Annotated in this window: 32 protein-coding genes and 4 pseudogenes; 16 read left to right on the top strand and 20 right to left on the bottom strand. The window is 38.6% G+C overall.

From position 1 onward, the window contains the following. Positions 1 to 97 precede the first annotated feature (97 nt). From pckA to PGQ38_RS20135, 3 genes and pseudogenes are all read right to left on the bottom strand, one after another. Positions 98 to 1,702, bottom strand: coding sequence for a phosphoenolpyruvate carboxykinase (ATP) (gene pckA, locus PGQ38_RS15440; RefSeq protein WP_148461930.1), 1,605 nt, complete (start codon positions 1,700 to 1,702; stop codon positions 98 to 100). A gap of 475 nt (positions 1,703 to 2,177) precedes the next feature. Further along, positions 2,178 to 2,654: a low molecular weight protein-tyrosine-phosphatase gene (locus tag PGQ38_RS15435; protein ID WP_118578492.1), complete on the bottom strand. Its 477-nt coding sequence runs from the start codon at positions 2,652 to 2,654 to the stop codon at positions 2,178 to 2,180. Between the two features lie 236 nt (positions 2,655 to 2,890). Further along, a pseudogene (locus PGQ38_RS20135) lies at positions 2,891 to 2,995 on the bottom strand (DUF6783 domain-containing protein); the annotation flags it as partial. Between PGQ38_RS20135 and PGQ38_RS20130 the strand changes: the two are divergent. After that, a pseudogene (locus tag PGQ38_RS20130) lies at positions 2,972 to 3,076 on the top strand (DUF6783 domain-containing protein); the annotation flags it as partial. The pseudogenes PGQ38_RS20135 and PGQ38_RS20130 sit on opposite strands and share 24 nt — an antisense overlap. 61 nt (positions 3,077 to 3,137) lie before the next feature. Here the strand turns inward: PGQ38_RS20130 and PGQ38_RS15430 are convergent. The 3 genes from PGQ38_RS15430 to PGQ38_RS15420 all read right to left on the bottom strand — a co-directional run bounded on the left by PGQ38_RS15430 (position 3,138) and on the right by PGQ38_RS15420 (position 4,489). Next, entirely contained in the window at positions 3,138 to 3,359 is a 222-nt protein-coding gene (locus tag PGQ38_RS15430; protein ID WP_021650362.1) for an excisionase, read from the bottom strand. A 424-nt stretch (positions 3,360 to 3,783) separates the two neighbouring features. Next, complete coding sequence (locus PGQ38_RS15425; protein WP_015541278.1) at positions 3,784 to 4,056, bottom strand: helix-turn-helix domain-containing protein; 273 nt, start codon at positions 4,054 to 4,056, stop codon at positions 3,784 to 3,786. A gap of 97 nt (positions 4,057 to 4,153) precedes the next feature. Further along, the gene (locus PGQ38_RS15420; protein WP_005426510.1) at positions 4,154 to 4,489 is read right to left on the bottom strand and encodes a hypothetical protein; all 336 of its coding nucleotides are present in this window, start codon (positions 4,487 to 4,489) and stop codon (positions 4,154 to 4,156) included. Positions 4,490 to 4,660: 171 nt separating this feature from the next. Here PGQ38_RS15420 and PGQ38_RS15415 point away from each other — a divergent pair, with 171 nt between their 5' ends. The 3 genes from PGQ38_RS15415 to PGQ38_RS15405 all read left to right on the top strand — a co-directional run bounded on the left by PGQ38_RS15415 (position 4,661) and on the right by PGQ38_RS15405 (position 5,517). After that, positions 4,661 to 4,924 carry a helix-turn-helix domain-containing protein gene (locus PGQ38_RS15415; RefSeq protein ID WP_015541275.1) on the top strand — a complete coding sequence of 88 codons (264 nt, stop codon included), beginning with the start codon at positions 4,661 to 4,663 and terminating at the stop codon, positions 4,922 to 4,924. 94 nt (positions 4,925 to 5,018) lie between these two features. Continuing rightward, complete coding sequence (locus PGQ38_RS15410; RefSeq protein ID WP_005426514.1) at positions 5,019 to 5,192, top strand: hypothetical protein; 174 nt, start codon at positions 5,019 to 5,021, stop codon at positions 5,190 to 5,192. Beyond that, positions 5,179 to 5,517 (top strand): type II toxin-antitoxin system RelE/ParE family toxin, encoded by a 339-nt coding sequence (locus tag PGQ38_RS15405; protein WP_019162149.1) that lies wholly within the window; start codon positions 5,179 to 5,181, stop codon positions 5,515 to 5,517. The genes PGQ38_RS15410 and PGQ38_RS15405 overlap by 14 nt, the downstream gene beginning before the upstream one ends. Positions 5,518 to 5,564: 47 nt before the next feature. On the opposite strand, the gene PGQ38_RS15400 is transcribed toward PGQ38_RS15405, so the two are convergent. Then, positions 5,565 to 5,924: an MmcQ/YjbR family DNA-binding protein gene (locus PGQ38_RS15400; protein ID WP_118576224.1), complete on the bottom strand. Its 360-nt coding sequence runs from the start codon at positions 5,922 to 5,924 to the stop codon at positions 5,565 to 5,567. A gap of 399 nt (positions 5,925 to 6,323) precedes the next feature. Here PGQ38_RS15400 and PGQ38_RS15395 point away from each other — a divergent pair, with 399 nt between their 5' ends. Further along, positions 6,324 to 6,665 (top strand): plasmid mobilization protein, encoded by a 342-nt coding sequence (locus PGQ38_RS15395; RefSeq protein WP_005426517.1) that lies wholly within the window; start codon positions 6,324 to 6,326, stop codon positions 6,663 to 6,665. Beyond that, positions 6,614 to 7,993: a relaxase/mobilization nuclease domain-containing protein gene (locus PGQ38_RS15390; protein WP_204453877.1), complete on the top strand. Its 1,380-nt coding sequence runs from the start codon at positions 6,614 to 6,616 to the stop codon at positions 7,991 to 7,993. The genes PGQ38_RS15395 and PGQ38_RS15390 overlap by 52 nt, the downstream gene beginning before the upstream one ends. Before the next feature lie 23 nt (positions 7,994 to 8,016). Here PGQ38_RS15390 and PGQ38_RS15385 read toward each other — a convergent pair whose 3' ends face one another. Then, positions 8,017 to 8,430: a winged helix-turn-helix domain-containing protein gene (locus tag PGQ38_RS15385; RefSeq protein WP_005426519.1), complete on the bottom strand. Its 414-nt coding sequence runs from the start codon at positions 8,428 to 8,430 to the stop codon at positions 8,017 to 8,019. A gap of 118 nt (positions 8,431 to 8,548) precedes the next feature. Here PGQ38_RS15385 and PGQ38_RS15380 point away from each other — a divergent pair, with 118 nt between their 5' ends. Both PGQ38_RS15380 and PGQ38_RS15375 read left to right on the top strand, forming a co-directional pair. Then, entirely contained in the window at positions 8,549 to 8,923 is a 375-nt protein-coding gene (locus PGQ38_RS15380) for a BlaI/MecI/CopY family transcriptional regulator (RefSeq protein ID WP_204453956.1), read from the top strand. A gap of 10 nt (positions 8,924 to 8,933) precedes the next feature. Continuing rightward, positions 8,934 to 10,730, top strand: a complete 1,797-nt coding sequence (locus PGQ38_RS15375) for a BlaR1 family beta-lactam sensor/signal transducer (RefSeq protein ID WP_117628248.1) — start codon at positions 8,934 to 8,936, stop codon at positions 10,728 to 10,730. Between the two features lie 27 nt (positions 10,731 to 10,757). Here PGQ38_RS15375 and PGQ38_RS15370 read toward each other — a convergent pair whose 3' ends face one another. The 7 genes and pseudogenes from PGQ38_RS15370 to PGQ38_RS15335 form a co-directional block, all read right to left on the bottom strand. Further along, the gene (locus PGQ38_RS15370; RefSeq protein ID WP_204453879.1) at positions 10,758 to 12,005 is read right to left on the bottom strand and encodes a DUF6070 family protein; all 1,248 of its coding nucleotides are present in this window, start codon (positions 12,003 to 12,005) and stop codon (positions 10,758 to 10,760) included. After that, on the bottom strand, positions 11,992 to 13,149 hold the full coding sequence (locus PGQ38_RS15365; protein ID WP_062807810.1) for a DUF6070 family protein: 1,158 nt from the start codon (positions 13,147 to 13,149) through the stop codon (positions 11,992 to 11,994). The genes PGQ38_RS15370 and PGQ38_RS15365 overlap by 14 nt, the downstream gene beginning before the upstream one ends. 40 nt (positions 13,150 to 13,189) lie before the next feature. Then, positions 13,190 to 15,292 (bottom strand): penicillin-binding transpeptidase domain-containing protein, encoded by a 2,103-nt coding sequence (locus PGQ38_RS15360; RefSeq protein ID WP_062807811.1) that lies wholly within the window; start codon positions 15,290 to 15,292, stop codon positions 13,190 to 13,192. Positions 15,293 to 15,613: 321 nt separating this feature from the next. Continuing rightward, positions 15,614 to 16,036, bottom strand: coding sequence for a DUF262 domain-containing protein (locus PGQ38_RS15355; protein ID WP_243243717.1), 423 nt, complete (start codon positions 16,034 to 16,036; stop codon positions 15,614 to 15,616). Positions 16,037 to 16,100: 64 nt separating this feature from the next. Continuing rightward, positions 16,101 to 16,991 carry a Fic family protein gene (locus tag PGQ38_RS15350; RefSeq protein WP_204453880.1) on the bottom strand — a complete coding sequence of 297 codons (891 nt, stop codon included), beginning with the start codon at positions 16,989 to 16,991 and terminating at the stop codon, positions 16,101 to 16,103. Positions 16,992 to 17,483: 492 nt separating this feature from the next. Then, positions 17,484 to 17,663 (bottom strand): aldo/keto reductase, encoded by a 180-nt coding sequence (locus PGQ38_RS15340; RefSeq protein WP_330382701.1) that lies wholly within the window; start codon positions 17,661 to 17,663, stop codon positions 17,484 to 17,486. A gap of 16 nt (positions 17,664 to 17,679) precedes the next feature. Next, a pseudogene (locus PGQ38_RS15335) lies at positions 17,680 to 18,305 on the bottom strand (carboxymuconolactone decarboxylase family protein); the annotation flags it as partial. A gap of 207 nt (positions 18,306 to 18,512) precedes the next feature. Here PGQ38_RS15335 and PGQ38_RS15330 point away from each other — a divergent pair. Together PGQ38_RS15330 and PGQ38_RS15325 are read left to right on the top strand one after the other, a co-directional pair. Next, positions 18,513 to 18,653: a hypothetical protein gene (locus PGQ38_RS15330; RefSeq protein WP_021651320.1), complete on the top strand. Its 141-nt coding sequence runs from the start codon at positions 18,513 to 18,515 to the stop codon at positions 18,651 to 18,653. A 3-nt stretch (positions 18,654 to 18,656) separates the two neighbouring features. Then, entirely contained in the window at positions 18,657 to 18,821 is a 165-nt protein-coding gene (locus PGQ38_RS15325) for a transposon-transfer assisting family protein (RefSeq protein WP_118582575.1), read from the top strand. 215 nt (positions 18,822 to 19,036) lie between these two features. On the opposite strand, the gene PGQ38_RS15320 is transcribed toward PGQ38_RS15325, so the two are convergent. Then, positions 19,037 to 19,273 (bottom strand): helix-turn-helix domain-containing protein, encoded by a 237-nt coding sequence (locus PGQ38_RS15320; RefSeq protein ID WP_118064609.1) that lies wholly within the window; start codon positions 19,271 to 19,273, stop codon positions 19,037 to 19,039. A gap of 331 nt (positions 19,274 to 19,604) precedes the next feature. Here PGQ38_RS15320 and PGQ38_RS15315 point away from each other — a divergent pair, with 331 nt between their 5' ends. From PGQ38_RS15315 to PGQ38_RS15290, 6 genes are read left to right on the top strand one after another with little or no spacing between them, the layout of a single operon-like run. Further along, positions 19,605 to 20,309, top strand: a complete 705-nt coding sequence (locus PGQ38_RS15315; RefSeq protein WP_025580190.1) for a lantibiotic protection ABC transporter ATP-binding protein — start codon at positions 19,605 to 19,607, stop codon at positions 20,307 to 20,309. Beyond that, entirely contained in the window at positions 20,310 to 21,056 is a 747-nt protein-coding gene (locus PGQ38_RS15310) for a lantibiotic immunity ABC transporter MutE/EpiE family permease subunit (RefSeq protein ID WP_117753809.1), read from the top strand. A 2-nt stretch (positions 21,057 to 21,058) separates the two neighbouring features. Beyond that, positions 21,059 to 21,802 (top strand): lantibiotic immunity ABC transporter MutG family permease subunit, encoded by a 744-nt coding sequence (locus PGQ38_RS15305; RefSeq protein WP_025580193.1) that lies wholly within the window; start codon positions 21,059 to 21,061, stop codon positions 21,800 to 21,802. After that, positions 21,795 to 22,172: a NisI/SpaI family lantibiotic immunity lipoprotein gene (locus PGQ38_RS15300; RefSeq protein ID WP_025580194.1), complete on the top strand. Its 378-nt coding sequence runs from the start codon at positions 21,795 to 21,797 to the stop codon at positions 22,170 to 22,172. The genes PGQ38_RS15305 and PGQ38_RS15300 overlap by 8 nt, the downstream gene beginning before the upstream one ends. A 38-nt stretch (positions 22,173 to 22,210) precedes the next feature. Then, positions 22,211 to 22,873 (top strand): response regulator transcription factor, encoded by a 663-nt coding sequence (locus PGQ38_RS15295; protein ID WP_270432524.1) that lies wholly within the window; start codon positions 22,211 to 22,213, stop codon positions 22,871 to 22,873. Then, entirely contained in the window at positions 22,864 to 24,228 is a 1,365-nt protein-coding gene (locus PGQ38_RS15290) for a sensor histidine kinase (RefSeq protein WP_270432522.1), read from the top strand. Before PGQ38_RS15295 ends, PGQ38_RS15290 begins: the two co-directional genes overlap by 10 nt. A 580-nt stretch (positions 24,229 to 24,808) precedes the next feature. On the opposite strand, the gene PGQ38_RS15285 is transcribed toward PGQ38_RS15290, so the two are convergent. The 4 genes and pseudogenes from PGQ38_RS15285 to PGQ38_RS20850 form a co-directional block, all read right to left on the bottom strand. Continuing rightward, entirely contained in the window at positions 24,809 to 25,165 is a 357-nt protein-coding gene (locus tag PGQ38_RS15285) for a class I SAM-dependent methyltransferase (RefSeq protein ID WP_270432520.1), read from the bottom strand. 40 nt (positions 25,166 to 25,205) lie between these two features. Further along, positions 25,206 to 25,907 carry a transglutaminase-like domain-containing protein gene (locus tag PGQ38_RS15280; protein ID WP_148462463.1) on the bottom strand — a complete coding sequence of 234 codons (702 nt, stop codon included), beginning with the start codon at positions 25,905 to 25,907 and terminating at the stop codon, positions 25,206 to 25,208. Next, positions 25,897 to 26,277, bottom strand: a complete 381-nt coding sequence (locus PGQ38_RS15275) for a hypothetical protein (RefSeq protein ID WP_243243719.1) — start codon at positions 26,275 to 26,277, stop codon at positions 25,897 to 25,899. The genes PGQ38_RS15280 and PGQ38_RS15275 overlap by 11 nt, the downstream gene beginning before the upstream one ends. A 12-nt stretch (positions 26,278 to 26,289) precedes the next feature. After that, a pseudogene (locus PGQ38_RS20850) lies at positions 26,290 to 26,478 on the bottom strand (hypothetical protein); the annotation flags it as partial. Positions 26,479 to 26,537 lie beyond the last annotated feature (59 nt).

The raw sequence follows: 26,537 nt of genomic DNA, 5'->3' as shown, positions 1-26,537 counted from the left end.
TTTTCTTTATTCATAGAAAACATTTTATAAATATTGCCAGTATAAACAACAAAGGGCCTGCCGTAAATACGGCAGACCCATAAATAATCTTAAATGATTATGCCTGAGGACCAGCTGCAACAAGTGCTTTACCAGCTGCATTTCCTTCATATTTCTTGAAGTTCTTAACGAAACGATCTGCAAGATCTTTTGCTTTAACTTCCCACTCAGAAGCATCAGCGTATGTGTCACGAGGATCAAGGATACCTGTGTCAACGCCTGTAAGCTCTGTAGGAACCTCAAAGTTAAAGAATGGAATCTTCTTAGTCGGTGCTGTTAAGATAGCGCCGCTGAGGATTGCATCGATAATACCACGAGTATCTTTGATGGAGATACGTTTTCCTGTTCCATTCCATCCTGTATTAACCAGGTATGCTTTTGCTCCGCTCTTCTCCATTTTCTTAACCAGCTCTTCAGCGTATTTTGTCGGATGCAGTTCAAGGAATGCCTGTCCGAAACAAGCTGAGAATGTAGGTGTAGGCTCTGTGATTCCACGCTCTGTACCAGCAAGTTTAGCTGTGAATCCAGACAGGAAGTAGTACTGAGTCTGCTCTGGTGTCAGGATAGATACTGGAGGAAGTACTCCGAATGCATCTGCGGAAAGGAAGATAACATTCTTAGCAGCCGGTGCGGAAGAAATCGGGCGAACGATTTTCTCAATGTGGTTGATCGGATAAGATACACGAGTGTTCTCTGTAACGCTCTTATCAGCGAAATCAATCTTTCCTTCTGCGTCAAGTGTAACGTTCTCAAGAAGAGCATTTCTCTTGATTGCATTGTAAATATCCGGCTCAGAATCCTTGTCAAGGTTGATAACCTTAGCATAGCAGCCGCCCTCGAAGTTGAACACTCCGTTGTCGTCCCAGCCGTGCTCATCATCACCGATAAGGAGTCTCTTAGGATCTGTGGAAAGTGTAGTCTTACCTGTTCCTGAAAGGCCGAAGAAGATAGCGGTGTTCTCACCGTTCATATCTGTATTTGCAGAGCAGTGCATGGAAGCGATGCCCTTAAGCGGCAGATAGTAGTTCATCATGGAGAACATACCTTTCTTCATCTCTCCGCCATACCATGTATTGACAATAACCTGCTCGCGGCTTGTAATGTTGAACATTACAGCTGTCTCAGAGTTAAGACCTAATTCTTTGTAGTTCTCTACTTTAGCCTTGGAAGCGTTGTAAACAACGAAATCTGGCTCGAAGTCTTTCAGTTCTTCTTCTGTAGGCTGGATGAACATGTTTGTTACAAAGTGTGCCTGCCAAGCAACCTCAACGATGAAACGGATTGCCATACGGGTATCTTTGTTAGCACCGCAGAATGCATCAACTACGAAAAGTCTCTTGTCGGAGAGCTCTTTCTTAGCGATCTCTTTCACTGCTTCCCATGCTTCCTGTGATGCAGGATGGTTATCATTCTTATATTCGTCAGATGTCCACCATACGGTGTCTTTAGAATTCTCATCCATTACGATATATTTGTCTTTAGGAGAACGTCCGGTATAAATACCTGTCATAACGTTAACAGCGCCAAGCTCGCTGACCCGTCCTTTTTCAAAGCCCTCAAGACCTGGTTTGGTCTCCTCTTCAAATAACATTTCATAAGAGGGGTTGTAAACAATTTCTGTAGTTCCGGTAATACCATACTTTGTTAAATCGATTTTTGCCATCTTACACTTAACCTCTTTTCTCTAAAATGGAATTCATCTGCGAATGCAGATTTATAGCTTCAGTCCGCATCTCACCGTAATACATATCAAAGAATATTATCTGCGGTCACAGCCTCTATGGTACAAAACCAAAGGAATGGAACCGGATTGATTCCCTTTTTCCTTATCCTATATTATACATATCTGAGGGATAAAATCAACACAATTTTCCGTTTTTTTGTATTTTTGTTAAAGTTTTATCATATAGAAAACACGCCTCTGACATTTTATGAGACGTGTTTTCTAATGATATTTTTATTGCATTAGAGCGTCATTGCGAAATTCTTAGATTGAGGTTATTGTAGCCCTGTTGAATAAAATTGTCACTAGAATAGGGAATAGAAAATGTTCAAAATGCACATTTTTGCATTGTTTTTTTGTTTTTACTATTTTTATTTCATCATTACGTTTATCATATTGCGTATACTCTTCCAACCTATATCTTCTCATTTTTCTCCAGATACGCAAGAAATCCTTCGCAGCCTTCTACTACATCTCTATAAGTAGATTCAAAATCCCCCGTATACCACGGATCAGCAATATCTCTGGGATTATCTGAATAATCCAGTAAGAGCTTCACTTTCCCTTCCGGATCCTTTCCTACAATTCGCAAGATATTCCGAATGTTTCTCTCTTCCATTCCCAGAATATAATCATATTTTCCATAATCTGCTTTGGTGATCTGTACCGCTCTTTTCCCCTCGCAGGAAATCCCATGCTTTGCCAATTCCCGCTTTGCCGGCGGATAAACCGGATTCCCGATTCCATTCCAGATTTCCTCTGTACTAGTGGCTGCAGACGCAATGTAAAATTTAGCCTTGATGCCTCGTTTCGTAACCATATCCTTCATAACGAATTCAGAAATTGGGCTGCGGCAGATATTGCCGTGGCAGACAAATAACACTCTTATCATTGCTTAAAACTCCTTGAAATGCTGTATTCACGCTGTTTACAGGCATTTTCCGATAATCTTCAATCCTGTCATTTTCCTGTATATCACAGCATAAATTCGTATATTTTCTTATCCAAATTTAGTAACTTCTTAGTAATAACCAGCCTGGAAAACAGGCTTCCTAAGAACCTTATAATCAGATTATTTTTAATTTTTTTCTATTATTTTATCATACTATGCCGGTTTTGCAATCCTATTCATCTCTTCCTAGAGCGTGTTTGAAAAAGGCTTTCTGCAAGATGTGCGTCACAATTTGTGGGAGATTTCGCTCGGATGAGGGCGCCGTAGCGGGGTACGGCAACCGAATTCGGGTGAAATCTCCCGCAAAGTGGGGCGTGCAGATTGCGGGAATGATTTTTCAAACAGGCTCTAGCACGATATAGGAATTATATCATACCAGGGCTAACATTTCCACTTTAAAGCGCTAAATTGTTCGTATATTTTTTACAAAGACGTAGTCTGATCCAGAAAGGCCTCAAATTTCTTACGGTTAATCAATGACTTACACCCCACCTGGACTGTAAAGCAACATTCTGAATTTAGATGTTCCGAAATAAGCATCCTTATTTTCTTTTCACCTATTCCAAAATATTGCACTGCTTCATCCACCGTAAGCATATATTTTTCCCAAATTGGAATCTTACCTTTTTCAATTTTAATCGCCACTCTTCTCTCCTCCTTTTCTCTTTGGACAAAACATTTTTATCTGCCCATGACAATTTACAATTTTATACACTGTCATCGGCAGATAAAATTACAATACAGGTGGCAGTTCAGTACTCTGCCCACATCGGTTTTGCACCGTCATTAAATATGACCAGATTTTTTCTGGAAGTATCATTATCACAGATATGCTTCGTCGCCCTGTGCAGCTGCTGCACATTTTGTCAAATTCTTCTCGCTCCATACCTTTACTTCAATGTTATATTTCAGCATTTCCTCGTATTTACTCCATTAACAGAGCAGATATATCATGGCGGATTTACCTAGTGGCTCTACATATCTTCACGTCCTGTATGTAAAACAATATACAATTTTCAAGGTACAAAAATTCCTGAAGGGGAAAAGGAATCTATATTAAATACTCCCTTTACTGATTACTTTTCCTTACATATGATTTCGTATCAAATCCCAAGGTCTTAGTAATCAGTTTTGCTTCCAGGCGTTGACGCAGAGTTTCATCTACACAGTAATGCACCTGTCCAAATTCGTCAAACATTTTTCTGGTAGCCAAAACTGTTATGTACCCTTCATAATGCTTCAACACTGCCTGGATTGCCTCAGTATCACCAGTTGATGCTGCCTCAATAACATGGAATGGCAGCAAATCAAATGCGCATTTCTGTTTTTTACTTTTTTTCATTTGCAGATTCCTCCATATTTTTTCTCATCCCTGAAATTCATTTGAATTCTATCTGAATTATTCTGAAGAAGCGGTATGGTTTCCCATACCGCCACTCTTAACGTGCATATTTTTCTATCATTCTCTTAACATTTGTGGATTTCTTTATTGCCCCTATGTTAATAAGAAACTCAACTACGTCCATCATTCCCTGATAATAAGCCCGCTGCTCCTCCTCATAATGGAAATGTTCTAACTGATCCAGATATTTATTCCAGAAATTCTGCTCACGCTCTGGGATTTTTTCCAGATGTAGTGGCAGCTTCTTTTGTATTTGTTTCAAATTCTTCTCTGCTTCTTTCCATTCTTCCGGCTGTACTGTATATTCTCTTTCTCCGGAGTCACAGCGCAATTCCTCAAATAAATTCGATACTGCTTCATAAAATTCATTCATCTTCTTTCCACCTCTCATTAGAATTATTTCTCATTACAGGCAGCATTATCATTTTCTTATTTCAAAAATCAAATAAACTTTCCAAAAACTTCATCTTTAGAAGTATAATAACAATATTTTTCCTTAAAATCAATAATAATACTTCATCTTTAGAAACTTTTGAGGATCAGAATGATTATTTATTGGGATAAAAAAACGAACAGTAAAAACAGAATAGGACAACGGGTAAAAGAATTACGAAAGGCTCATAATCTTACTCAGAAAACACTCGCTGCCAAATTACAACTTGCAGGATATGATTTTAATGATCTGGCAATCCTGCGAATTGAACAAGGCACACGTTTCGTTCCCGACTACGAAGTTGTCGCACTGGCCGAAGTATTTAATGTTTCCTGCGAATATCTTCTTGGTCTGACGGACGCTCCTGCAAAATAATTCAATTGTATTGCTGCCCATTCTATGCTAAACTATGGATAGATACTTCTGAACAACATACACTATTTATAAACCGTATGATTGGAGTGATTTCATGGAATTAACAAAAAAAGTCCCTACAACCGATAAAAACCAGGAAAACAATCATCTTCTCCGCATGTTAGACCGGGGAATTGATGATATGGAAGCTGGTCGTGAATTGCCACTGGAAGATGCTTTTCGCAAAATCACAGAATTAAGGGATGCACGAAGAAATGCAAGAATATAAAATTATTTTAACCTGGGAAGCAATTTACGATGTCACAGACATTGCAGATTATATTGAAGAAGAATTCGGCCAGCAACGTGCTGACCGTTTTCAATCTGATCTGAAAGAACAAATGCAGAATTTAGGCCAGTTCAGTACTGCCTTTCCCCGAACTCAAATTCTGTACAGAGGATATTCCATACATAAAAGATCTTTTCCGCCATCTATTATTTTTTATATTATAATGGAAGAAACAAAAGAGATTCATATTCTCCGAGTGTTGCGCCATGAACGAGATTGGGAAAATATCCTGTTGCAAAGATCAACTTATACATATCCAGAATAAGTACCTGGGAGCCGATCAGAGATTTTTCTGAAAGGCTTCCTTTTTTATTACTTCCCACTGTCAATTAAATCATAACTCATATCCAGAAAATCTAGCGTCTTAGCTTCACTAACAGATTCATCCAAAAGAATCGTAATCCAGTGTTGCTTATTCATATGATACCCCGGTAAAAATCCATACGTTTGAATAATCATCCCAACCAGATCAGGATCACATTTTACATCCAGGATGTCAATGTTTCCATCTTCTTCTAATCCCAGTATTTTCTTTTCCACTGCCATAATTATAGCATACCATTTTCCATTTTTATGTCGAAGCACCGCAGAATCAGGATCTTTTTTCCATAAATATTCCGGTTCCGTTCCATATTGCTCTTTCACATATTGAAAAATTTCCTCACGTTTCAAATTTATCCCTCACTTACGATTTCTTGCTCTGATTATACGCTATCAGGATTATATTCTCAACCACTTCTCACAGTTCCATTTATGTTTTATAGCTTTTGCATAGCCTGCTTTGCAGGCTACACCCCAAAAGAAGCAAGCACTGCCAGTGTCATGACAACTGGCTCATTTTGTCAAATTCCCTTTCCGGTTCATTCTACCAAAATGTATCAGGGAGTATCCCTGGCCCTCTCATATTTTATAATTTCTTAATTTGACGCTTTTACCCAGTCCTGTTAAAATAACTTACAGATACATCTGTCCAAACCAACAAAAAACCAAGTACCATAACTGTCATAGCCGAACTGGTTAGACAGTTTTTTTGTACTCTTTTTTATAGAAAAAACGAATTGGAGGATTTCAATGAGCAAACGTACCAGAATTCATCCCGTACAATTTTATTTGAATGATGACGAACAATACATTTTAGAAGAAAAATATCGTCTTTCCAGGATGAAAAGCAAATCTGCCTTTCTACGGAAAATGATCTTATATGGATTTGTATATGAAGTAGACTACTCTCATATCCGAAAAATGAATACCCTGCTGGGCAATATCAGCAGCAATTTGAATCAGATCACCCATCGTATAAACAGTACCAATACAGTTTACCCAAAGGACCTGGACGATATAAAGGAGTTAATGGAAAAAATATGGCAGTTACAAAAATCCATGGTATCAAAACAACCGTTGATAAAGCAATAGAATACATCTGTAATCCAGATAAAACAGACCAGAATCTATATATTTCTTCCTTTGCCTGCTCTCCCGAAACAGCCGCTCTTGATTTTAAATACACTTTGGATCATACACATGATTGCAGAGATCCGCACAATACAAATAAGGCATTTCATCTGATTCAGGCATTTTCCCCTGATGAAGTTTCCTATGAGGAAGCCCATCAAATAGGCAAAGAACTTGCGGATCGCTTACTGGATGGAAAATACTCCTATGTCCTGACAACACATATTGATAAAGGTCATGTACATAACCATTTAATTTTCTGTTCTGCAGATAATATCACTTTTTCTCATTATCATGACTGTAAAAAGAATTACTGGAAAATACGAAATCTCAGCGACACTTTATGCCAGGAACATAACCTGTCCACAATTATGCCAGATGGTAAAAAAGGAATGAAATACAATGAATGGGCTGCAAATAAATCTGAATCCAGTAAAAAAGCGCAGCTGCGAAAAGATATCAACCAGACAATCCGAATCGTTTCCACTTACTCAGAATTTCTTGCATTTATGGAAGCTAAAGGATATGAAATAAAAAACGCAGAATTTGGGGAAAACAGCAGAAAATACATTACCTTTCGTTCTCCCGATATGTCCCGTCCAGTGCGTGGAAGTGCTAAATCTTTAGGAAAAAATTTTACTAAAGAACGTATCAAAGAACGCATTGAAAATAAACGTCAAAAAGCTATTTTTCCTTCTGTTCATAACAAATTAATAGATACCAATGCTCCCAATATAGCAGGAAACATTGGGCTTCAGAAATGGGCAAATAAAGAAAATTTAAAAATTGTCTCTGCTGAATATAACAAGATGCTCACACATAACCTACATAATTTTTCAGAACTTGAAGACCGCATAGCCTTGTTACATATGCAGCAAAAAGAGGTAAATACCTCTGTTGTTTCTCTCGAGTCTCAGATACACCATCTTCGAGAAATGCTAAAATATGCCGAACAATATCAAAAAAATAAAATTTATGACGACCATTATAAAAGTTCCAAAGATCCAGATCGTTATTTCCGTAAATATGAATCTCAAATTATCCTTTTCGCTGGTGCCGAGCATATTTTACAGGAAAATGGTATAGACCTGAAACAGCTCAATACCAATAAGTTACAAGCTCAAATTTCAGAGCTTATTTCCAGAAAGAAGTCAATAAATACTCAATATGTTTCCTTTCGGAAAGAAATGAAAGAGTTGGAATTGATACATCAAAACTTGTCCAAGTATCTAAAACCGGATGATCCTGAAATAGAAAAATCTTCCCATAACAAACTTCCTTCTTTGTAAAACCATAATAATAGGCAGCGATTTCACTCGCTGCCTAAATTCCCGTTAAACCGATATCCTACACCTCGTACTGTTTGTATATATAATGGTTGTCCAGGATCATCTTCTATTTTTTCTCTGATATTGCAGATATGTCGCATAACCACATTATAATCACCGGAATAAGGTTCATTCCATACCAGATCATAAACCATTTCTTTTCCAAATATTCTACCTGGACTTTTCGCTAAAAGAAGTAAAATATCATATTCATATTTTGAAAGATGAACATCACTATCATTCTTTTTAACAATTCGTTCCTGTAGATATATTTTTAATTCTCCAAACCTTATAATTTCCGGTATGAATTGGTTTTTATGTTCCCAGCTAGTCAATATGTTTTCACTTATGCTTCCATTAGCATCTGTGATTCTCTCAATAATTTCTATCTTTTTCACCTTTATTGCCTCTACATTATTAATTTTATATTCTATATATCATCTGCCATTTGACTTTTTTCTTCTACAAGTAATATAATATATTTATTACATATGTAGGATTTAGCAGGAGGATTTTATTATGTCACTACCCCAAATTTCAGAAGCCGAATTTGAAGTTATGAAAATTGTATGGAAATATGCTCCCATCAATACAAATGAAATTACAGAAAAACTTACTCTAACTACCAGCTGGAGTCCAAAAACAATTCAAACTCTTATCAAGAGACTTGTTTCCAAAAAAGCTCTTTCCTACGAAAAACAAAGCCGGGTATTTGTCTATACTCCATTAGTCCAAGAAGATGAATATATACGCCAGGAAATCAATTCTTTTTTAAAGCGATATTATAATGGAAATCTTTCTTCTATGCTGGCTTCTTACCTTGAAGACGATAAGCTCTCTTCAACAGAAATTGATAACTTACGCCATTTATTATCAAAACATCAGAAATAGGAGGTTTTGAATGAGCAACTGGATTATCCACTTTTTAATCAGTAATATCTTCATATGTATTTTTACACTTGTAATAATCGGAACAAAAAAACTTCTGAAAAAATATTTATCTGCGGCTACACAGTACCATCTCTGTTTTCTTTTATTTTTACTACTTGCCGTGCCATTTTTTCCTGTACAGATTCATGGCTCACAACTTTTTTCATGGTTACATTTTTTTCAAACTGACTCAGGACTTAACTCTGGTACCGACACGCTATCCGAACTTACCAGTAATACACAAAATATTTTGTTAAACCAGGTGAATGATTTTTCAGTTTCCATCAGTAGTCAATTTTCTGGAGGCTTGAATACCATACTCTTTCTAATATGGATAACGGGTGTTATGATTATGTCAGTCCTCACCCTTCATTCATTAAACTATGTACGTTCCATAAAAAGATCTGCTCTCCCGCTTCAAAATCAGCAGGTAAAAACTATTTATTACAATTGTTTAAAGGAACTTAAAATCTCTCACCCAGTATCAGTCTACAGTACTGCATTTTTAAAATCACCAGTTTTAATCGGAATAATACATCCCAGAATTTACATTCCCATCCATTTAATTTCCGAACTGAATCCTGATGATATGCGTTTTATGCTGCTACACGAATTACAGCATTACCGTCACAAAGATACATTTATTGGCTTCCTCATGGTCATAAGTAATATACTCTACTGGTTTAACCCTTTTGTGTGGTACACTTTAAAAGAAATTCTCTGTGACCGTGAAATAGCCTGTGATTCTGCTGTATTGCAGATGATTTCTGCTGATGAATACCAAGCTTATGGAACTACACTGATTAATTTTGCAGAAAAAATATCCTCTTTTTCCTCTCCACTGGCAGTTGGAATGTCCGGAAATTTCAGGCAGATGAAACGACGTATTCTCAACATCGCCGTTTTTAGGAAAGAAACTCTTTATCAAAAAATGAGAGCATTGATAATTTATCTGGTCATTAGTGCTGTTTTTATTGGATGTACACCCATTTTATCCATTGATGCCTCTACTCAAAGCGTATATCATTTTAGTGATACAGACAAAAATATCTCCCTGTTAGATATATCCGAAACATTTGGAACATATGATGGATCATTTGTTTTGTATGACAATAATTTGGATTCCTGGAAAATATACGATCTTGAAGAAGCCACCAAACGTATTCCGCCAGAGTCTACCTACAAAATATACGATGCATTATTAGGGTTGGAATCCGGAATCATCACACCAGAACACTCTTCCATGACATGGAATGGTGATGCCTTTCCTTTTCCATCCTGGGAAGCTGATCAGGATTTAAACTCTGCTATGCAAAATTCCGTTAACTGGTATTTCCAGGCAATTGATTCGCAGCTCGGAATTAACAGAGTCCAGGAATTTTTGAATAAAATAGAATATGGAAACCAGACAACCAGTTCAAATCTGGATTTATACTGGTCCGATTTTTCATTAAAAATCTCGCCTTTAGAGCAAGTAACATTATTGAAAAAATTTAACACAAATGAATTCCATCTAAATTCCCAAAATGTATTTTCTGTTAAAAATGCTATAAAAATTGCCAGTACACCTAATGGTAATTTCTACGGAAAAACTGGAACCGGTCGTGTCAACGGACAGGATATCAACGGCTGGTTTATCGGATATGTAGAAACTTCCGATAACAGCTATTATTTTGCAACCAATATCCAAAGTGATTCTAATGCAACTGGAAAAAAAGCATTTGAAATCACTTCTAATATCTTAAAAAAATTACATATATGGAATTAACAAATATGAAAGGGCTGATAGTTGTTATCAGTTCTTTCTTTTTATTCTATATTGATATTTGGGAACTTCTTTCGTACCATTATTCAGAATTTTATTCCCCATATATTTAAAACTCTTATCATCGTTGAACTTAACAGTCAGCTCACTTGTAATAACGGCATCATTACATATAAATGTATCACATACAGCATCAACAACCAGCACATTGTTTCCCTCTCCGCTATCTCTTATTTCAACGACCTCCGGTAAAGATGTTCCAAAATGAGTAGGGCTATAATTTAAACAACCTAATCGTTCCCAGTCATAAGTTTGATGTTCCGAATCAAATACTGCCCATTTTTTAATTTGCTCCGCTGTTATCGGCAAAAACTCCATTATCAGATTTTCAAACTCTTCTGCCGGAATTCCACTTGAGTTACCTGAAAACTCATATCTCTCCCCGTATTTCATTCGATATAAATATTCATATAAACCATTATAATCTAACCCTTCCATATCAGATCTATCCCAATCAGAACATAAAAGATTATTCCCCTGATATCCAAGCAAATACACACACCTCTTTGAAACTTCCCTGCATTCATCACTTAAAGGTTTAATTCTTATCATAGAACTGCCATCAACCGCTTCTGATACTTCCGGATATTTTGGAACACATAGCGTATAACCAAACCAGCCTTTTTCTGTATATTTCCATTCTTCTATCCTTGTATACGAAACATATACAATAGATGGATTGTCGTTCATACCCCAAACAACTTTCACAGCCAACAAATACATATCTGTCCCATCATAATTGAATTTGAGTCTTTCTATCCCACCATCCCTGTTAATCCTATATAAGACGATATCTCCTGGCAGATCCTGTTCTGCCTTGAAAAGAAATTCTTCCATTTTAGAATAATTAGCCATATTTGAATACGGCGCTGATGTAATAACAGGGACATTTTTTTCCTTTAATACTTCCTGCATTTCTTCCATTACTGTCTCAGAAACTACTACATTCGATGAAGTTCCTTTATCCGCCTTTTGATAAATGGCTTTCATCTGATTCATAACATTCTTACAATCTTCAATAGCTTCTTCTTTCACGACTTCATCTACTGGCAAATCATATCCTCTTTCTTGTACAGCATAATTCGCAGTTTCCTGTGAAATATATTCTAAATCAGCCCCTTTACATTTTGTATTTCCTATGAAAAAGCATCCCAAAATGAATAAAACACTCACCATCTTTTTCAGTTTTCTTTTTGTACTCATATCAATTATCTCCATAACATTCCTCCCACTTTTCGTCTGATAATCTTTCCGTATACCAGGTAACCTCTATTTCTGACCTTGATACATAATTGGATACATATTGAAATCTATCTTTATCTAACAGCCGAATGGTTACGCTATGACAAAACGCCTGATCTAATTCTTTTTGTGGCCATACCGCATTTACTTCCAGTGTTATTGTTCCATCTTGATTTTCTATGTAGGAAACAACTTCCGGATATGGAATATATGGTGTGGGAGCAAAATCATATACGATTCCTCTGGTTCGATACCGATATGTCTGTATTTCTGTGTGAAATACCGTTCCTGTCTGCAGTATCTCTGCGCTTATATTAAAATATTTTTGAAATATCGTTTCAAATGATTCTTTTGGGATTTCATAAGTCTTTCCTTCCTTAAATTCATCAGTTTTTTCTTCCATTGAAAGTAAACGATCAAAAACATCATAAAAATTTATTCCATCATAATTTTTTTCACTCCAATTAGAAGTAAACAATTTATTAAGTGTATATCCAAAAGGAAGTATATATTTTCGATTCAACTCCCGACATTTTTTATTTAACGGTGCTACCCGAAAGTCCCGATATCCAGACGGTCCATCATATCCTGCCGGATGATATTCTTCTATAAAGAAATGCCCGTTTTCTGTATATTTCCATGAATTAGCTCTAAACTCATGATAATATGTTTCCTGCCAAGTGTCCTCTTTCCATTTAAAGGAGCTTACTTCAACGTCTATTTTCCCCTGTTTGGTTTTCAGATCATACCGGATAAAATGATCCCCTGCTATAACTTGAAATATAGTAGTTTTTCCATTCTTCTCTTTTTCTGCTTTTTTCAAAAAATCATCTACTTTAATACTTTGAACCATATCCAGCTGATTGTAGGAATCAATTACTGCATATCCATATTTTCCAAAATAATCCATACTTTTTTGTATTGTACTCAGCTCATATAGTGCATTTTCTTTCACAGCATTCTCATATATGTTCCGATAGCCTTCTGCTAGCATTTCACACTCTCTGTAAATTTTTTCTTTCGTATCTTCAATTGTCTTTTTCTGCTCTTTCTTTATGCCACATCCACTACAGACAGCAAGAAAAATAACTCCCACAAATATTTTCCAAATTTTTTTCATATCATTTTCCTCTTACATTTGTAATATTTAAAGGTAAAAATTATTCATTACCAAGATATTCATCCAGTATCGCCTTATCCTTTTCCACCACATAACCGCTTCCTCCAATATCTTTCACATTCTCTACCATACTGATGAGCAAAATAGGATTCTTTGTATCTCTATCTGTAGTAAAAACTGTAAACCAGCCAATTTCTGTTCCAGATGTATCTTCTTTTGTAGCTTTCAGTTCCGCTGTTCCGGTTTTTCCTGCTAATCTAATGTCTTCCCGGCATGCTCCATAACCAGTTCCTTCCGGGTTATTCACTACACCCTCTAACCCCTCCATAACCTCCGAAACAATTTGTGGTGAAAAAGCATCTTTTATCCAGATTTCACTGGAAGTGCTTCCACCATCCGCGTGAAGATATGGCTTTATCATATTTCCATCATTTAGAAAAGCCGTATAAATGCTTGCAAGATGCAAAGGATTTACCAGAATCTGTCCCTGTCCATACCCACTGTCAGCAAGCTGGATTTCTGTTTCTATCTTGTCCATATTAGAATATTGGGACTCTGACATTTTAATATCAAATGGAAGTTCCTGATTAAATCCTATTTGATTTAGAGACTGCATCAGTTGATCCGCACCAATTTTTAATGCTGCTTTTGCAAAATAAATATTATCTGAATAAATAAGCGCATTTTTCAAGATCACAGGTTCATAATCATGAAGTGTAGTCACTGTATAATCTCCCCACGAGGAATCTTTCTGCCACGCCAGACCCTCATTTCCAAAATCGTCATTTGCAGTAAATGCCCCCACTTTTAATCCAATTGCAGCAATTACAGGTTTAAAAGTTGAGCCAGGACACCATGTCTGGCGAAAGCGGTTGTATAAAGGCCTGTCTTCATTTTCATTTAATGCACTCCACTGGCTGTTGTCCATTCCACGTACAAAATCATTATTATCATAAGATGGCGTACTTACCAACGCCAATACTTCCCCTGTATAAGGATTCAAAGCTACAGAACATCCTCTGTCTTCTTTAAATTGTTCATAAAGAGTACTTTGAAGATCACCATCAATCGTAGTATGGATATCTTCTCCATCTTTTCTAGGCTCATATGCAATAACACTTTTTTTATTTCCATTTGCATCTACAATACAGATTTCACACCCATCTGTTCCTTTTAGTTCTTTTTCATAAAGCGTTTCCAGTCCAGTCTTTCCAATCACACTGTTTGTACGATACCCTTCCCCTTTATGTTCCTGCAAATCTTCGGCTGTAACCGCCTGTACATACCCTACCAGATGAGAGGCAGCTTCTTTTAGATAATAAGTTCGTACTTTTACATCAGATAACATAATACCTGGAATCTTCAATAATGTGTCCTGCTTTTCTTTTTCTTCCAGAACAGTTTTATCCGGATTCACTGTCAAAAGATCGACCTCTTGTATTTTAGGAATTGTTGCTACTGGTACAAAAGAATCTGCTTTTACCCAACCGGCTTTTAACTTATCCTCAATTTCGTCTGCTCCAATTCCAAGATACTCTGCCAGTTTTTTTATTGTATCTTCTCTGTTCTCCATCCTGCCCGGAACAATTCCTACCGAAGATGCAGTTCCTTCTCCAGCCAACTGACGACCATTTCTGTCTAAAATATCTCCTCTCTTTGCCTCTTCTGACGTTACCTGAACTTTATCCGTTGCAGATAACTCTGGAAAAATCAACTGATCCTGCCAGATTAAATGATATCCTGTCCAATCATGTGAAAATACCGCATCGTTGGTAAATTCTACATTTCCTGCAGCAGTCTGCATATTTGTTGTATAGGAAACTGCCGCATTTCCGTTTTCTTGTCTTTTTACTGTAATATCGGTTATGGACAGATCAGACATCTCAATGCCTTCATATATTTTAGAATTTCGTTCTATAAATTCTTCCTTACTGTTCATGCTGCTTTTTTTCTGATCCAGCATGGCATACATTTGCTCATATTCCCCTTTTTCAATATATTTCATATATTCCATTAGTCTTTTTTCAGGAACATTACAATTCATTATTGTTACAATACCGATTCCACCACCAATCAATATACCGCTAAATAAAACTATTTTTGTAATAATCTTCGTGTGTTTTTTTCTTTTCTTTTTTCTCATATAGTTTTATTTCTCCTTTTTTCATATTTTCTTAAATATTACACTTGTAATATTTAAACGTCAAGCTTTTTCTTAGGTTTATATATGTAGACAAGAGAAAAGATTTGCATAAAAAAGAAAGGGCATCTCAAAGCCTTCTTTGATAAAGGACTTTACGACACTCTGAGGTAATAGTTTCTCCGGATGTTTCCCAAACGCTATAATCACTCTCCAGAAGAACCAAAAACGATTTTTAATTTTCTCTCAGAAAAAAAAGAACTACTCTAAATCTGCTGATCTTTGAAATAACCCTGCTCGTTTCTTACAATCACAAACAGGAAATCATTTTTTATCTTTCAGATGAGAAGCATCTTGTACCGCAAATCTTTTTGTTTCATCTTCTGCCAAAGGATTAAATGCAATTTTAATACGTTCCTTATTAAAATCATCATCCAGAACTTCTCTCCCAGATATAGCGGCCATTAAAGCGGTTACTCGTTGCTGACCATCTATCAGCACTTTTTTACCATTCGCTTTACCGCCATCTTTAGTTTTTACATCTGGATTCTTCCAAGTAATAATGTAGCCAGTAGGATAGCCATTATATAAAGAATCTATTAAATCTCTAACCTGACTGCGCTTCCATACAAATGGACGCTGAATTTCAGGAATAACAAAATCTTCTGCATCAATCAGTCCAAGAATTGCGTGAACCGAATACTGCATTAATGTAAATTTTTCACCAGTCATTGCTGTACCTCTCATCTAATGATTTTCCTCAAACCAAAGTGTGAGATGACACTTTGAAAAGGACTTATAGAAATCGCTTTTAATAAACAATTCTAAAATAATCCAAATATGCTTTATATTTATCCTGTGCGGTCAGACAGGTATCTGTCAGATAACCTTTTTCATTGTTCCATTCTTTCAGTCCACGATAATAGAACATTTTCAGATTATCTTCGATAATAAACGGCACAATATTGTATTTCAAACATTCTTTAAACATAATCAGACGTCCTACACGACCGTTGCCGTCCTGGAATGGATGGATCTGTTCAAACTTCACATGAAAATCCAAAATATCCTCAAAAGTCTTTTCTTCTTTTCCGTTGTACTCAGTCAACAGAGCTTTCATTTTATCGGCAACTTCTTCTGGAAGTGCTGTTTCCATTCCGCCAACTTCGTTCGGCAATTTCTTGTAATCACCAATAACAAACCAATCTTTTCTGGAATCACTGGTTCCATTTTTCAGAATCAAATGTAGTTCTTTAATAAACTTTTCTGTTAAAGCCGCTTTTGCATTATCAATAATCATATCAATGCAACGGAAGTGATTTGCTGTTTCAATCACATCATCCACATTCAGCACTTCGTTTTCTACGCCTATGGTGTTGGTTTCAAAGATGTATCTGGTCTGATCATAGGTCAGACGGCTGCCCTCAATATGATTGGAGTTGTATGTTAAATCAATCTGTGTTTTATGGTAAATGCCGCCAGAATACTTACTTGCTTTCTGCTCCTGCAGAATATCCAGCAAAGTAACTGGCTGCTCTTTCTTTTTGTTTGAGCGCTCCGGTTTTTCTGCATTTTCAGGAATATTCCAAGTCTTACCGGTAAGAAATGCACCTGGTACACGTCCCTGTGCACAATAATTTCTGACGCTGCGCTCTGAAACATTCCACTTTTTTGCTATTTCAGTAACTGAAAGGTATCGCATCTGTTCTCCTCCGTTATAATTCAAATCAAAATTTACACTTTTATATAGTATATCACATTATCGGCAAATTATCAAACATTCATCTTTGCTTACGCCTTATGTTTTTGCCGTTTTCGGCATCATTTATCTTTAATTAAATACCAAACTATCCTTGTAAATCAAAAATCTGTTTTACAAGGCATACTTTTCCTTTTTTGCTCATTTTTAAGCAAAACCTTGTTATAAGTTTTAGCGGCAATTTTGCCGATAAAGAAACCAGCCCGTTTCCGAGCTGGTTCCAATTCACATAATGTATAAATAACATCCAGTCTTGCTTATTTTACTTTTTATTACAGAACCAACTAATGAATCACAATCTCTTCCGCCCGATTGTAAATGTTGTTCATAGCTTGTATCCACGCCATCTGATTCTATTCTTTCAATTCGTCCGTTACATCCTCAAGAGCTTTCCATGATGCTCGATTTCCCTCTACATATCTGTCTTCGCACTGATTAACCTTTGCCCACGCCACGCTCATTACCATATGCCTGTGCAGTATCAATATGTCTATATCCAATCTCTACCGCTGCTTTTACAGCGTCAGCAACCTTATCATCATCAATAAACCAGGTTCCAAGACCAAGCTGTGGAATTTTTACTCCATTATTCAATTCAATATTTCTATCAAACATTTCATTCACCTTCCTATTATAATTTCCCATATTCTTCATCACTTACTGGTTCAAGCCGTTCATTAGAACCATTTTCGCCCGGAACCTCTATTGCAAGATGGCTAAACCATTCATCTGGTGCGGCGCCATGCCAGTGTTTCACTTCTGCCGGAATATTGATGCAGTCGCCTGGCTTCATTTCTACAGCTTCTTTGCCTTCTTCTTGATAATATCCTCTTCCGGCAACGCATACCAGAATCTGTCCACCTCCACTTTTTGCATGATGGATATGCCAGTTATTTCTGCATCCAGGTTCGAATGTCACATTGAAAATTCCAACCTGAGAAGTAGAAATCGGTGCAAGAAAACTTCTGCCGGAAAAATACTGTGCAAAACTATCATTTGGTGCACCAATTGGAAATACCATCTCTTTTGCATGCGCACGCATCCCCTCCTCTTCGTATGGCAAATCTCCTTCGCCTGTTTCCCACACTTCCTTTGCAAGATTGAAAACAGCCCATGCTTTTGGCCAACCTGCATAGAATGCGGCATGTGTGATCACTGCCGCAATCTCTTTTTGTGTCACACCATGATTTTTTGCATTTTGAAGATGATATTTTAAAGAAGAATCCGTAATTCCTGCGCAAGCAATGCAGTTACCGGGACCAGTGATCCGTCCCTCAAGCCGCACTTCTGCATATACATCCCCTTAAACTTTTTTCCCATCCCATAAGCCTCTTTTAATGCCGGATTGCCCTGTATTGCGCCAACAGCATCTGCACCTCCGCCAAATACGGTTCCTGCAAGTTTGGAATTTAGAAAACATTCGATTCAACATTGTTTTCATATGTCCGCTACGGGGTATATGCCATGATTAACAAAGATGAGCGCCGTGATGTGAGTATTCGCAAGCCCCGGCCATCTATCCGCAAGCAGCTTGCCGACAGCAAACAGGCCACCAGCCCGAAAAAGGCGGCGGCCAGAACCAAGAAAAATGAATTGGAGGTATGAGGAATGATGCACTTTACCGTGGAAGAAGAAAATTTGATCTGTATGTACCACAACGCAGACCGACGCAGGACGATAGGCAAGATCACCGCAGCCATGCCGGGTATGGACGGGGATATGTGGACGCTGGCGTCCGGCGTCTTTTCTTTTTGCCTGTTCCTACGCATTTAGAACCCAGTATTGACGGGGATAGGATAAAGTATTCGCCCACCTCTGCAAACGTGCGGGAGAAGCCTTGAAACTGGCGGTTATCAGCCCCGAAAGGCGTAGGTTACAGTCATTATTAGCCCCCGAAACAGGTACAGACGCGCAGCGGGTGTATCTGTTTCGGGGGTGTGCAGGTGATAGCCGCAAAGCGGCGTAAGAGGGTGCAGCCCTCTTGATCGTTATTCTTGTTCCAGCGGGAAGCTCGGCAACGCTTCCAGCAGCTTTAAGGAAATGTGCTGCCGCATATCCTCGTCAATGACTTTTTTCACTTTGCCGCCCGGCTGCCTGATCTCCACCGTGGAAAGCTCGTCGATGTAGTCCGCATAGTGGGCCAGCACCTTTTCTGTGGCCCACTTCTCACCGGCAACGGCGGCTTTGATTGTTTCATAGTCCAGCAGCTTTTCTTGTCCGTCCATCCTGATACCCCCGTCAGATTGATTTTTTCCATGATACCATATCTGGGAGTATGGAGCCAGAGAAACCGGCGATTTTCTGCTGGTAAATTCTACGCATTTAGAGCGGCACTATGGCGGGGATAGGATAAAACACTCACATACCCCGCCGACTATGCGGGAAAAACCTTGAAATATAGGGCTTTTTAAGGCCCTAAATGCGTAGGTTGGTGCTTTGTTGCGATATGCTCCACGGTTACGGTGTATTGTTCATATTCTGTTTTCGGGAATCTTTATGAAATCTTCAAAATTGCCCGGTATGCTATCCGTAAAATCAAAGAAAGGACTTGATTATATGGATATGATTTTGAAAACGACTGACCTCTGCAAAAATTTCAAGGGGCAAATGGCGGTAAACAATGTGTCACTGAACATCCGGCGCAACTCGGTTTATGGTCTGCTGGGGCCGAATGGGGCTGGCAAATCCACGATCTTAAAAATGCTCACCGGCATTTTGCGCCCCACATCGGGAAGCATCGAGTTTGACGGCCACCCGTGGAAGCGGAATGATCTGGAGCATATCGGTGCTTTGATTGAGATGCCCCCGCTTTACGAAAATCTGACTGCATACGAAAATCTCAAAGTCAGAACTACATTGCTCGGCCTGGACGATGCACGAATTAACGAGGTATTGCAAATTGTCCAGCTCACGAATACCGGCAAGAAACGGGCCGGGCAGTTTTCTCTTGGTATGAAGCAGCGGCTTGGTATTGCTATTGCATTGCTGAACAGTCCCCAGCTTTTGATTCTGGATGAACCGACTAACGGCCTTGACCCTTTAGGGATTGAGGAACTTCGAGAGTTAATTCGCTCTTTTCCCTGCAAAGGGATTACAGTTATTTTGTCCAGCCATATTCTGTCAGAAGTCCAGCAGATTGCAGATCATGTGGGTATCATTGCTGGCGGCGTCCTTGGATATGAGGGAGAGCTTCGCGCCGGTGAAGATTTGGAACAACTCTTTATGGATGTTATTCGCAGAAATGGTAAGGAGGGATATTAAATGGAGATGGCATATATTCAGGCAGAGAACCTAAAGCATAAGAGAACTTTCACAAAAACGCTGATCGTTCTGGCCCCGTTTGTAACTGCGCTTATGAACTTTTTTGCCCCTCTTTGGTTCCAGCTCAATTCTTATAATTGGTGGTATATCCTGCTTTATCCTGGATTCCTTACGCTCACCTGTGCCTTGATTGAACAGCGGGATAATGGCAAACTAAAATATCGTGCCGTTGCTTCATTGCCTGTTTCGCAGAACAAAGTCTGGAAAGCAAAAATTGGAGTGGCCGGTATTTACTCCTGTGTGGGGAATTTCATTTTCCTGGCGCTAAATCTGTTGGGCGGTTTTACAATATTAGTTATCAACGAAATTCCCCTGACAATCGGAATTTGGCAGGCTGCGGCCGGAACAGCTTGTATTGTCATTGCAAGCCTATGGGAAGTTCCGCTGTGCTTATGGTTATCAAAAAAAGTTGGTATCTTTGTCACGGTTATTCTTAATGCCGGACTTGGAAGCGTTTTAGGGATTTTCACGGCTACAACCTCTTTGTGGATGATCTGCCCGTATAGCTGGGTGCCGCATCTTATGATTTCCGTGTTAGGTATTTTGCCTAATGGTGAGCCGGTTGCAGATCAGAGTACGGCAATGGCATTTTGGATGATTATACTTGTATTGGTCATTTCGCTGGCCTGGTTTGCGGCGCTGTCATTTTTAACTGCAAGATGGTTTGAGAAAAAGGAGGTGGGGTAACTATGGTATCTGTGGTTCGCTGCTGGAAAGCAGAATATCAGAAGTGTAAACATAGCATTTTGCTCTATATGCACAGCATGATTCCGATTATATGTGCGGCGATTTTTGCGGGTTACTATCATATATCCAGATGGGAACTGGCAACCAAAATCAGTGCCTATCTGGAAGTGCTGGCCGTTGCGTTCCCGTTTCTGATCGGCATTATTGTGGGCCTGGTTGTTCAGATCGAAAATCAGGCCGGGCATTATCAGCTTTTGTTGGGAACAATCCCATCTCGCATGGCAACGTATATTGGTAAACTTGGTTTTCTGATGATCTGTGCTTTTGGCGCAACATTTTTAGCGTTAGGAACATTCGCTGCACTATATAGGGATGCTCCGGCAAGCCTTTACCTGAAAGCAGGGATTCTATTGTTGATTACCATGCTTCCCATTTACCTGATTCATTTGTTTGTGGGAATGAGCTTCGGAAAAGGTGCATCTATGGGATTGGGAATTGCAGGGAGTTTAATAGCTGCCCTTATGATAACAGGGCTTGGTGACGCTACATGGAAATATATTCCCTGGGCCTGGGGCGTTCGTGCTATGGATTACACTGTGCTTGCATGGGATAGCCCCCAACTGTATGCACAGGTAAAAACCGATTTTTTCAGCGGTATGATTATTTCTGTATGCTGCACTGTTTGTCTGCTGATTGCCAGTTTGGTTTGGTTTCATGGTTGGGAGGGAGGTAAAAACAGTGAATAAAAAGTGCCTGTTTGCCGTGGTAATTGTGCTTGTAAGTCTTATATGCTTATCGGCCTGCGGTGCGCTCCGCGATACCGCCGATAAAAATAAGGCGTTAAATGAATCTCTGCCGTATTATGAGCTGAACGCCGCAAACTATGATGAAATTTCATATAACGGCCTGACATATACCATAACGGATGAATGTCTTGAAATGTCAGAACTGCAAGAAGAAATCGGGCAGGTATCGAAACGCTTCAAAAATGTGGCGGGGGAAGATTTCAGTTTCGGCTACGTTTACAGTATTGTGGATGTGGATATAAGCAATGCCGTAGCTGTAAATATCAACAATGAATATCGGAAAGCTGACATTAAAAATAATGATGAGTAACCTCGACAATGTGGTATAATGGGGCGGGAGGTGATTTTTTGACCCACTTACTTGTAGTTGACGATGAAGTTTCTATCTTGGAATTGATTAAGAACAGTTTGGGGAAAGATGGATATTTGATAACAGTCTGTCAAAATGCGGATGATGTAGACATCAAAAAGCTGCATTTCTATGACCTCATTCTTTTGGATGTGATGATGCCTGGCACAGACGGGTTTGAGTTTTGCAAACAGATCAGGAATATGGTAGACTGCCCGATTCTCTTTCTGACCGCAAAGACATTAGAGGAAGATATATTGTTTGGATTGGGCATCGGTGCGGATGATTATATTACGAAACCTTTTCGTATTCAGGAGCTTCGCGCCCGTGTCGCGGCACATTTACGCAGAGAAAAAAGGGAGCATCACAGCATACTTTCATTTGAGCCTGATATAAGATTTGACCTTTCCGCAAAGGTACTGTATGTTTCAGAACAGCCGGTTCCCCTTACCAAAAGCGAGTATTCAATCTGTGAATACCTTGTGAAAAACCGGGGACAGGTTTTTACAAAAGAACAAATCTATGAAGCCGTTTTCGGGTTTGATGGAATAGGCGATAACTCTACGATCTCAACGCATATAAAAAATATTCGTGCGAAATTGGAGCATTTCAAAATAAGTCCGATCAGCACCGTATGGGGGATAGGATATAAATGGGAGTGAAAAAGAAACCTACATTGAAAATATTGTTTCGCCAGTTTGCTATCTCCCTCATTGTCATGCTGGTAGCGGCAATTATTGTCCCTTCTGGTTTGGAGGGACTTGCTGTAAATGCTGGATTAGCTACAAGAGCAAATCTAAGTGAATTGCAGGTAAAAGAGATCATTCCAACGCTGACGATTGCCCCGGATATTACAAAGGTTGTGATTCCACAGGGATGCGGCTACTTAATTCTTGACAAGAACTTTAATGAGCTTTACAGCAATATGGACGATGATGAAAAAGAAATTGCCCTGCTGTACGCAAAGGGAGAATATATTGAATATGCTACGGGGAGGGAGTTTGCACTTGTTGTCCGGGAAAACGAATTTTGCGTTTTAAGGTATTATATTGGTTCTCAATTTACAGTGTCATGGCTACCGGAATATTTTCCATCTCCTGACACGCTTGCGCTTATCCTGATGGCTGTAAATTCGCTGCTGGTCATTATCATACTGACCGCCAGATTTGCTAAGAACCTGCGTACACAACTGACCCCGCTTTTTGAAGCAACTGCGGAGGTTTCAAAGCAAAACCTTGATTTTGAAGTAGGACACGCCAAAATCAAAGAGTTTGAAGATGTCCTTGCATCTTTTTCAGATATGAAAGATAATCTGAAAATTTCGTTAGAACGGCAATGGAAAACCGAACAGACACAGAAAGAGCAAATCGCCGCGCTTGCCCATGATTTGAAAACGCCTCTGACGGTTATTCAAGGAAATGCTGATTTACTCACAGAAACAAATCTTGATGATGAGCAACGATTATACGCTGGTTACGTCGTGGAAAGCTCCGGCCAGATGCAGTCATATATTCAAACCCTGATTGATATATCACGGGCGGCGGTTGGTTATCAGCTCCATATTGAAAGTATAGACTTGCCAGCGTTCATGCAGCACTTGTTCGGTTATATGGAATCACTATGCCGGACAAAAGAAATCCGGCTGCAAATGAATACTGTTTCACTCCCTCAAATGCTGAAATTTGATAGGGTGCTGATAGAACGTGCTATTATGAATGTTATCAGTAATGGGCTGGACTACTCCCCGCAAGGCGGAACGCTTTATGTGGATGTTCAGAGTAACAACGGTTTCGTGGAAATTTCAGTCACAGACGAGGGAACGGGGTTTTCTAAAGAGGCATTATGCCACGCACAGGAACGGTTCTATATGGGCGATCAAAGCCGCAATTCAAAGTTACACTTTGGTATGGGTCTATATATTACAAATTCGATTATGGAACAACATAATGGTCAGCTTATTTTAGAAAATTCAAAAGAAACCGGCGGCGCAAAGGTTACTATGAAACTTCCTTGCTGATTTTCCGATAGTGTAATGGACGTCTTTTATGTCCGTCCATTTTTCAAATCTTTATGGAATCTTCAAAAATTCCTCTTATCATGTATCTAAAGAAAAAACATCTGCCCAGCGGCAGAAAAGAAAAAAACCGCTGCTGGGCAGACCCATTTTCACGCTTAATTTATATTCACTGGTGGCGGTTTTGAGAAATCAAGGCCGCTGCTTTCTTTCTGTCATTCCCAGCAGTTAAAGGCATGGCGGCCCACGGGAGGACGCCGCCATGCTGTTTTACTATCATTATAATCTAATCCACTTCTACCGCTTAAAAAAAGCCTTGCCCCGCCACGGGAATATTCCGGCTATGAGTATGAACTATACCATGTAAGAAAACAACAAAACGCTTCAAATCGTCGCCCGGTAGGTTTACGACCTGCCGGGCGATTTTTGTCGATTTTCGCGGATTGTCATTTCCGGCAAAAAATCAGATGGAAAAGGAGGCGGTCAGCAGACCAGGGCCAGCATAGGCCCCTGACAACGGACAGGATCATCCTGCTCACTCCCCACGGAAAGGGGGTGAGAAGATGAAAGTTACCCCTGATGATTACGGGAGGCGCTGCCAGTATCTTTTCCGCTGAATACATTTGATATGTGCATGACTACCAATTCTTTTTCTGGCTTGGTCAAGCATATCTATGCTGTAATCAAGGCAAGTAATATGTGCATTTTTCAAGGAACTCCATTTGTTTTCCGTAAATACAGCAGTTCCAACCGGAACATCAAGAAGATTTCCTGAAAAGTCATCAGGAACATATGCTAAAACTTTTCGTGCTATATCATTATCATCAGTGCCACTCCAAAATAACTTAATATACAGTTTACTGAAAATATTTCTTTGAGTAAGAACATCGTCATATATATTTTTTGATGTTTCATAAGCATTTTGTATTTTGTCTGCCAAATTACCCTCCAAATTTAATTTTAATTCTAAAAGTTCAAAACTATCGTTCTCTGATCTTCCTGATATTACGATTCATGAGGTGTCTTCCAATATGTCTATAAGCAAATGCTTTAAAAGCTGAAATTTCTTGATGATGTTCCTTCAATAGTTCATCTGGACAATCATAAACACCAAAATCCTGATTAATTCCCTCGCTCTGAATATAAGTATTGTTCCTATCAAATTCAATACTGAGATTTCTGAAATCCTTGACTGCTACTCCATAACCACAAAATGCACCTCTACATTCCGGATTTCGTTCCTGTAACTTCTTTATATAGGTTTTATCCAAAATGAAAGCTTCCAGTTCGTACCACTGATTTTCAAAATTAATTTCTACCCAGCTATGGAAAATATTTTTTGGAGCATTACGGTAAACAAACCCGGTCATAGCTCCTTTCTGCAGTCCTTTATCAATCGTAAAACCATGTACTCTGCATGGAATATTGCAGGCACGTAAAAGTGCCATAAATAAAGTTCCTTTTGTATTACATTGTCCATAACCATCTGCAAGTACTTTTGAAGCTGAAATTCCGTCATCAATATTATATCCAAATAAAACATCATCTCTTACATAGTTGTAGATTGCCTTAATCCTTTCAAATTCACCCATTTCCTTCCATTTCATATTTTGAATAAGTTTTTGAATTGCCGGATTAGAAAAATCAACCATTCGTGTTTCCCTAAGATACTTATCTTTCATTTCCTATCGCCTTTCCCATAGGTTTTCTCACAACACAATGCATTCGCATACCTTTACGAATTTCAAATTTTTCTACTTTTAATCCTGCTTTTTTGCAACATTTTATGACCACATCTTTTGTTGGCACCTGGACATCTCCATGTCCGCATATATTTGCCAACGGCATTTCCAATGTATTCATTAGCCATACCAATACTTTGTTGTCACTGTTCACATCTCTAAGAACCAACCTTCCATTTTGGCGAAGACATCTCTTCACACTGTCAAAAAATGCCTGTGGATCCGGATAATCTTTCTTGCACATTTCATAAATACCAGCATGGCTACTTTCATATCTTCCTGCTGCTTTTGTAAATTCTTTAATTGACATTTTTTATATTCTTCATTTTTCATGCTTTTTTCTCCAATCACTGTACCTTTTCGCCTTGCATCCGCATTTCTTCATTCTTTTCATATAAGCATAAAACTGCTTATGCAATTCCCTCATTTCATCTGGTGCCTTCATAGCATGTTGATACATAAATTTATCTCCAAAACTGCTTTCAAATGTAACTGCCAGCATAATCGCTAAGAATCATTTCTCGCCTCTTACCCTAATGCCACATCTAGGATCATCATCAAACTAAATCC

Origin of the sequence: Blautia faecis (assembly GCF_027662325.1) — a bacterium.
Lineage (GTDB): Bacteria > Bacillota > Clostridia > Lachnospirales > Lachnospiraceae > Blautia_A > Blautia_A faecis.
Note: the sequence above shows the minus strand (reverse complement) of the source record. Positions and strands in the feature narration are given on the sequence as shown.

Bases quoted from the DNA above. Each gene is read 5' to 3' on its own strand.
- pckA (WP_148461930.1), bottom strand. From the start codon at position 1,702: ATGGCAAAAATCGATTTAACAAAGTATGGTATTACCGGAACTACAGAA.
- PGQ38_RS15435 (WP_118578492.1), bottom strand. From the start codon at position 2,654: ATGATAAGAGTGTTATTTGTCTGCCACGGCAATATCTGCCGCAGCCCA.
- PGQ38_RS15425 (WP_015541278.1), bottom strand. From the start codon at position 4,056: ATGAAAAAAAGTAAAAAACAGAAATGCGCATTTGATTTGCTGCCATTC.
- PGQ38_RS15420 (WP_005426510.1), bottom strand. From the start codon at position 4,489: ATGAATGAATTTTATGAAGCAGTATCGAATTTATTTGAGGAATTGCGC.
- PGQ38_RS15415 (WP_015541275.1), top strand. From the start codon at position 4,661: ATGATTATTTATTGGGATAAAAAAACGAACAGTAAAAACAGAATAGGA.
- PGQ38_RS15410 (WP_005426514.1), top strand. From the start codon at position 5,019: ATGGAATTAACAAAAAAAGTCCCTACAACCGATAAAAACCAGGAAAAC.
- PGQ38_RS15405 (WP_019162149.1), top strand. From the start codon at position 5,179: ATGCAAGAATATAAAATTATTTTAACCTGGGAAGCAATTTACGATGTC.
- PGQ38_RS15395 (WP_005426517.1), top strand. From the start codon at position 6,324: ATGAGCAAACGTACCAGAATTCATCCCGTACAATTTTATTTGAATGAT.
- PGQ38_RS15390 (WP_204453877.1), top strand. From the start codon at position 6,614: ATGGCAGTTACAAAAATCCATGGTATCAAAACAACCGTTGATAAAGCA.
- PGQ38_RS15375 (WP_117628248.1), top strand. From the start codon at position 8,934: ATGAGCAACTGGATTATCCACTTTTTAATCAGTAATATCTTCATATGT.
- PGQ38_RS15370 (WP_204453879.1), bottom strand. From the start codon at position 12,005: ATGGAGATAATTGATATGAGTACAAAAAGAAAACTGAAAAAGATGGTG.
- PGQ38_RS15365 (WP_062807810.1), bottom strand. From the start codon at position 13,149: ATGAAAAAAATTTGGAAAATATTTGTGGGAGTTATTTTTCTTGCTGTC.
- PGQ38_RS15360 (WP_062807811.1), bottom strand. From the start codon at position 15,292: ATGAGAAAAAAGAAAAGAAAAAAACACACGAAGATTATTACAAAAATA.
- PGQ38_RS15355 (WP_243243717.1), bottom strand. From the start codon at position 16,036: ATGAGAGGTACAGCAATGACTGGTGAAAAATTTACATTAATGCAGTAT.
- PGQ38_RS15350 (WP_204453880.1), bottom strand. From the start codon at position 16,991: ATGCGATACCTTTCAGTTACTGAAATAGCAAAAAAGTGGAATGTTTCA.
- PGQ38_RS15340 (WP_330382701.1), bottom strand. From the start codon at position 17,663: ATGTTTGATAGAAATATTGAATTGAATAATGGAGTAAAAATTCCACAG.
- PGQ38_RS15330 (WP_021651320.1), top strand. From the start codon at position 18,513: ATGATTAACAAAGATGAGCGCCGTGATGTGAGTATTCGCAAGCCCCGG.
- PGQ38_RS15325 (WP_118582575.1), top strand. From the start codon at position 18,657: ATGATGCACTTTACCGTGGAAGAAGAAAATTTGATCTGTATGTACCAC.
- PGQ38_RS15320 (WP_118064609.1), bottom strand. From the start codon at position 19,273: ATGGACGGACAAGAAAAGCTGCTGGACTATGAAACAATCAAAGCCGCC.
- PGQ38_RS15315 (WP_025580190.1), top strand. From the start codon at position 19,605: ATGGATATGATTTTGAAAACGACTGACCTCTGCAAAAATTTCAAGGGG.
- PGQ38_RS15310 (WP_117753809.1), top strand. From the start codon at position 20,310: ATGGAGATGGCATATATTCAGGCAGAGAACCTAAAGCATAAGAGAACT.
- PGQ38_RS15305 (WP_025580193.1), top strand. From the start codon at position 21,059: ATGGTATCTGTGGTTCGCTGCTGGAAAGCAGAATATCAGAAGTGTAAA.
- PGQ38_RS15290 (WP_270432522.1), top strand. From the start codon at position 22,864: ATGGGAGTGAAAAAGAAACCTACATTGAAAATATTGTTTCGCCAGTTT.
- PGQ38_RS15280 (WP_148462463.1), bottom strand. From the start codon at position 25,907: ATGAAAGATAAGTATCTTAGGGAAACACGAATGGTTGATTTTTCTAAT.
- PGQ38_RS15275 (WP_243243719.1), bottom strand. From the start codon at position 26,277: ATGTCAATTAAAGAATTTACAAAAGCAGCAGGAAGATATGAAAGTAGC.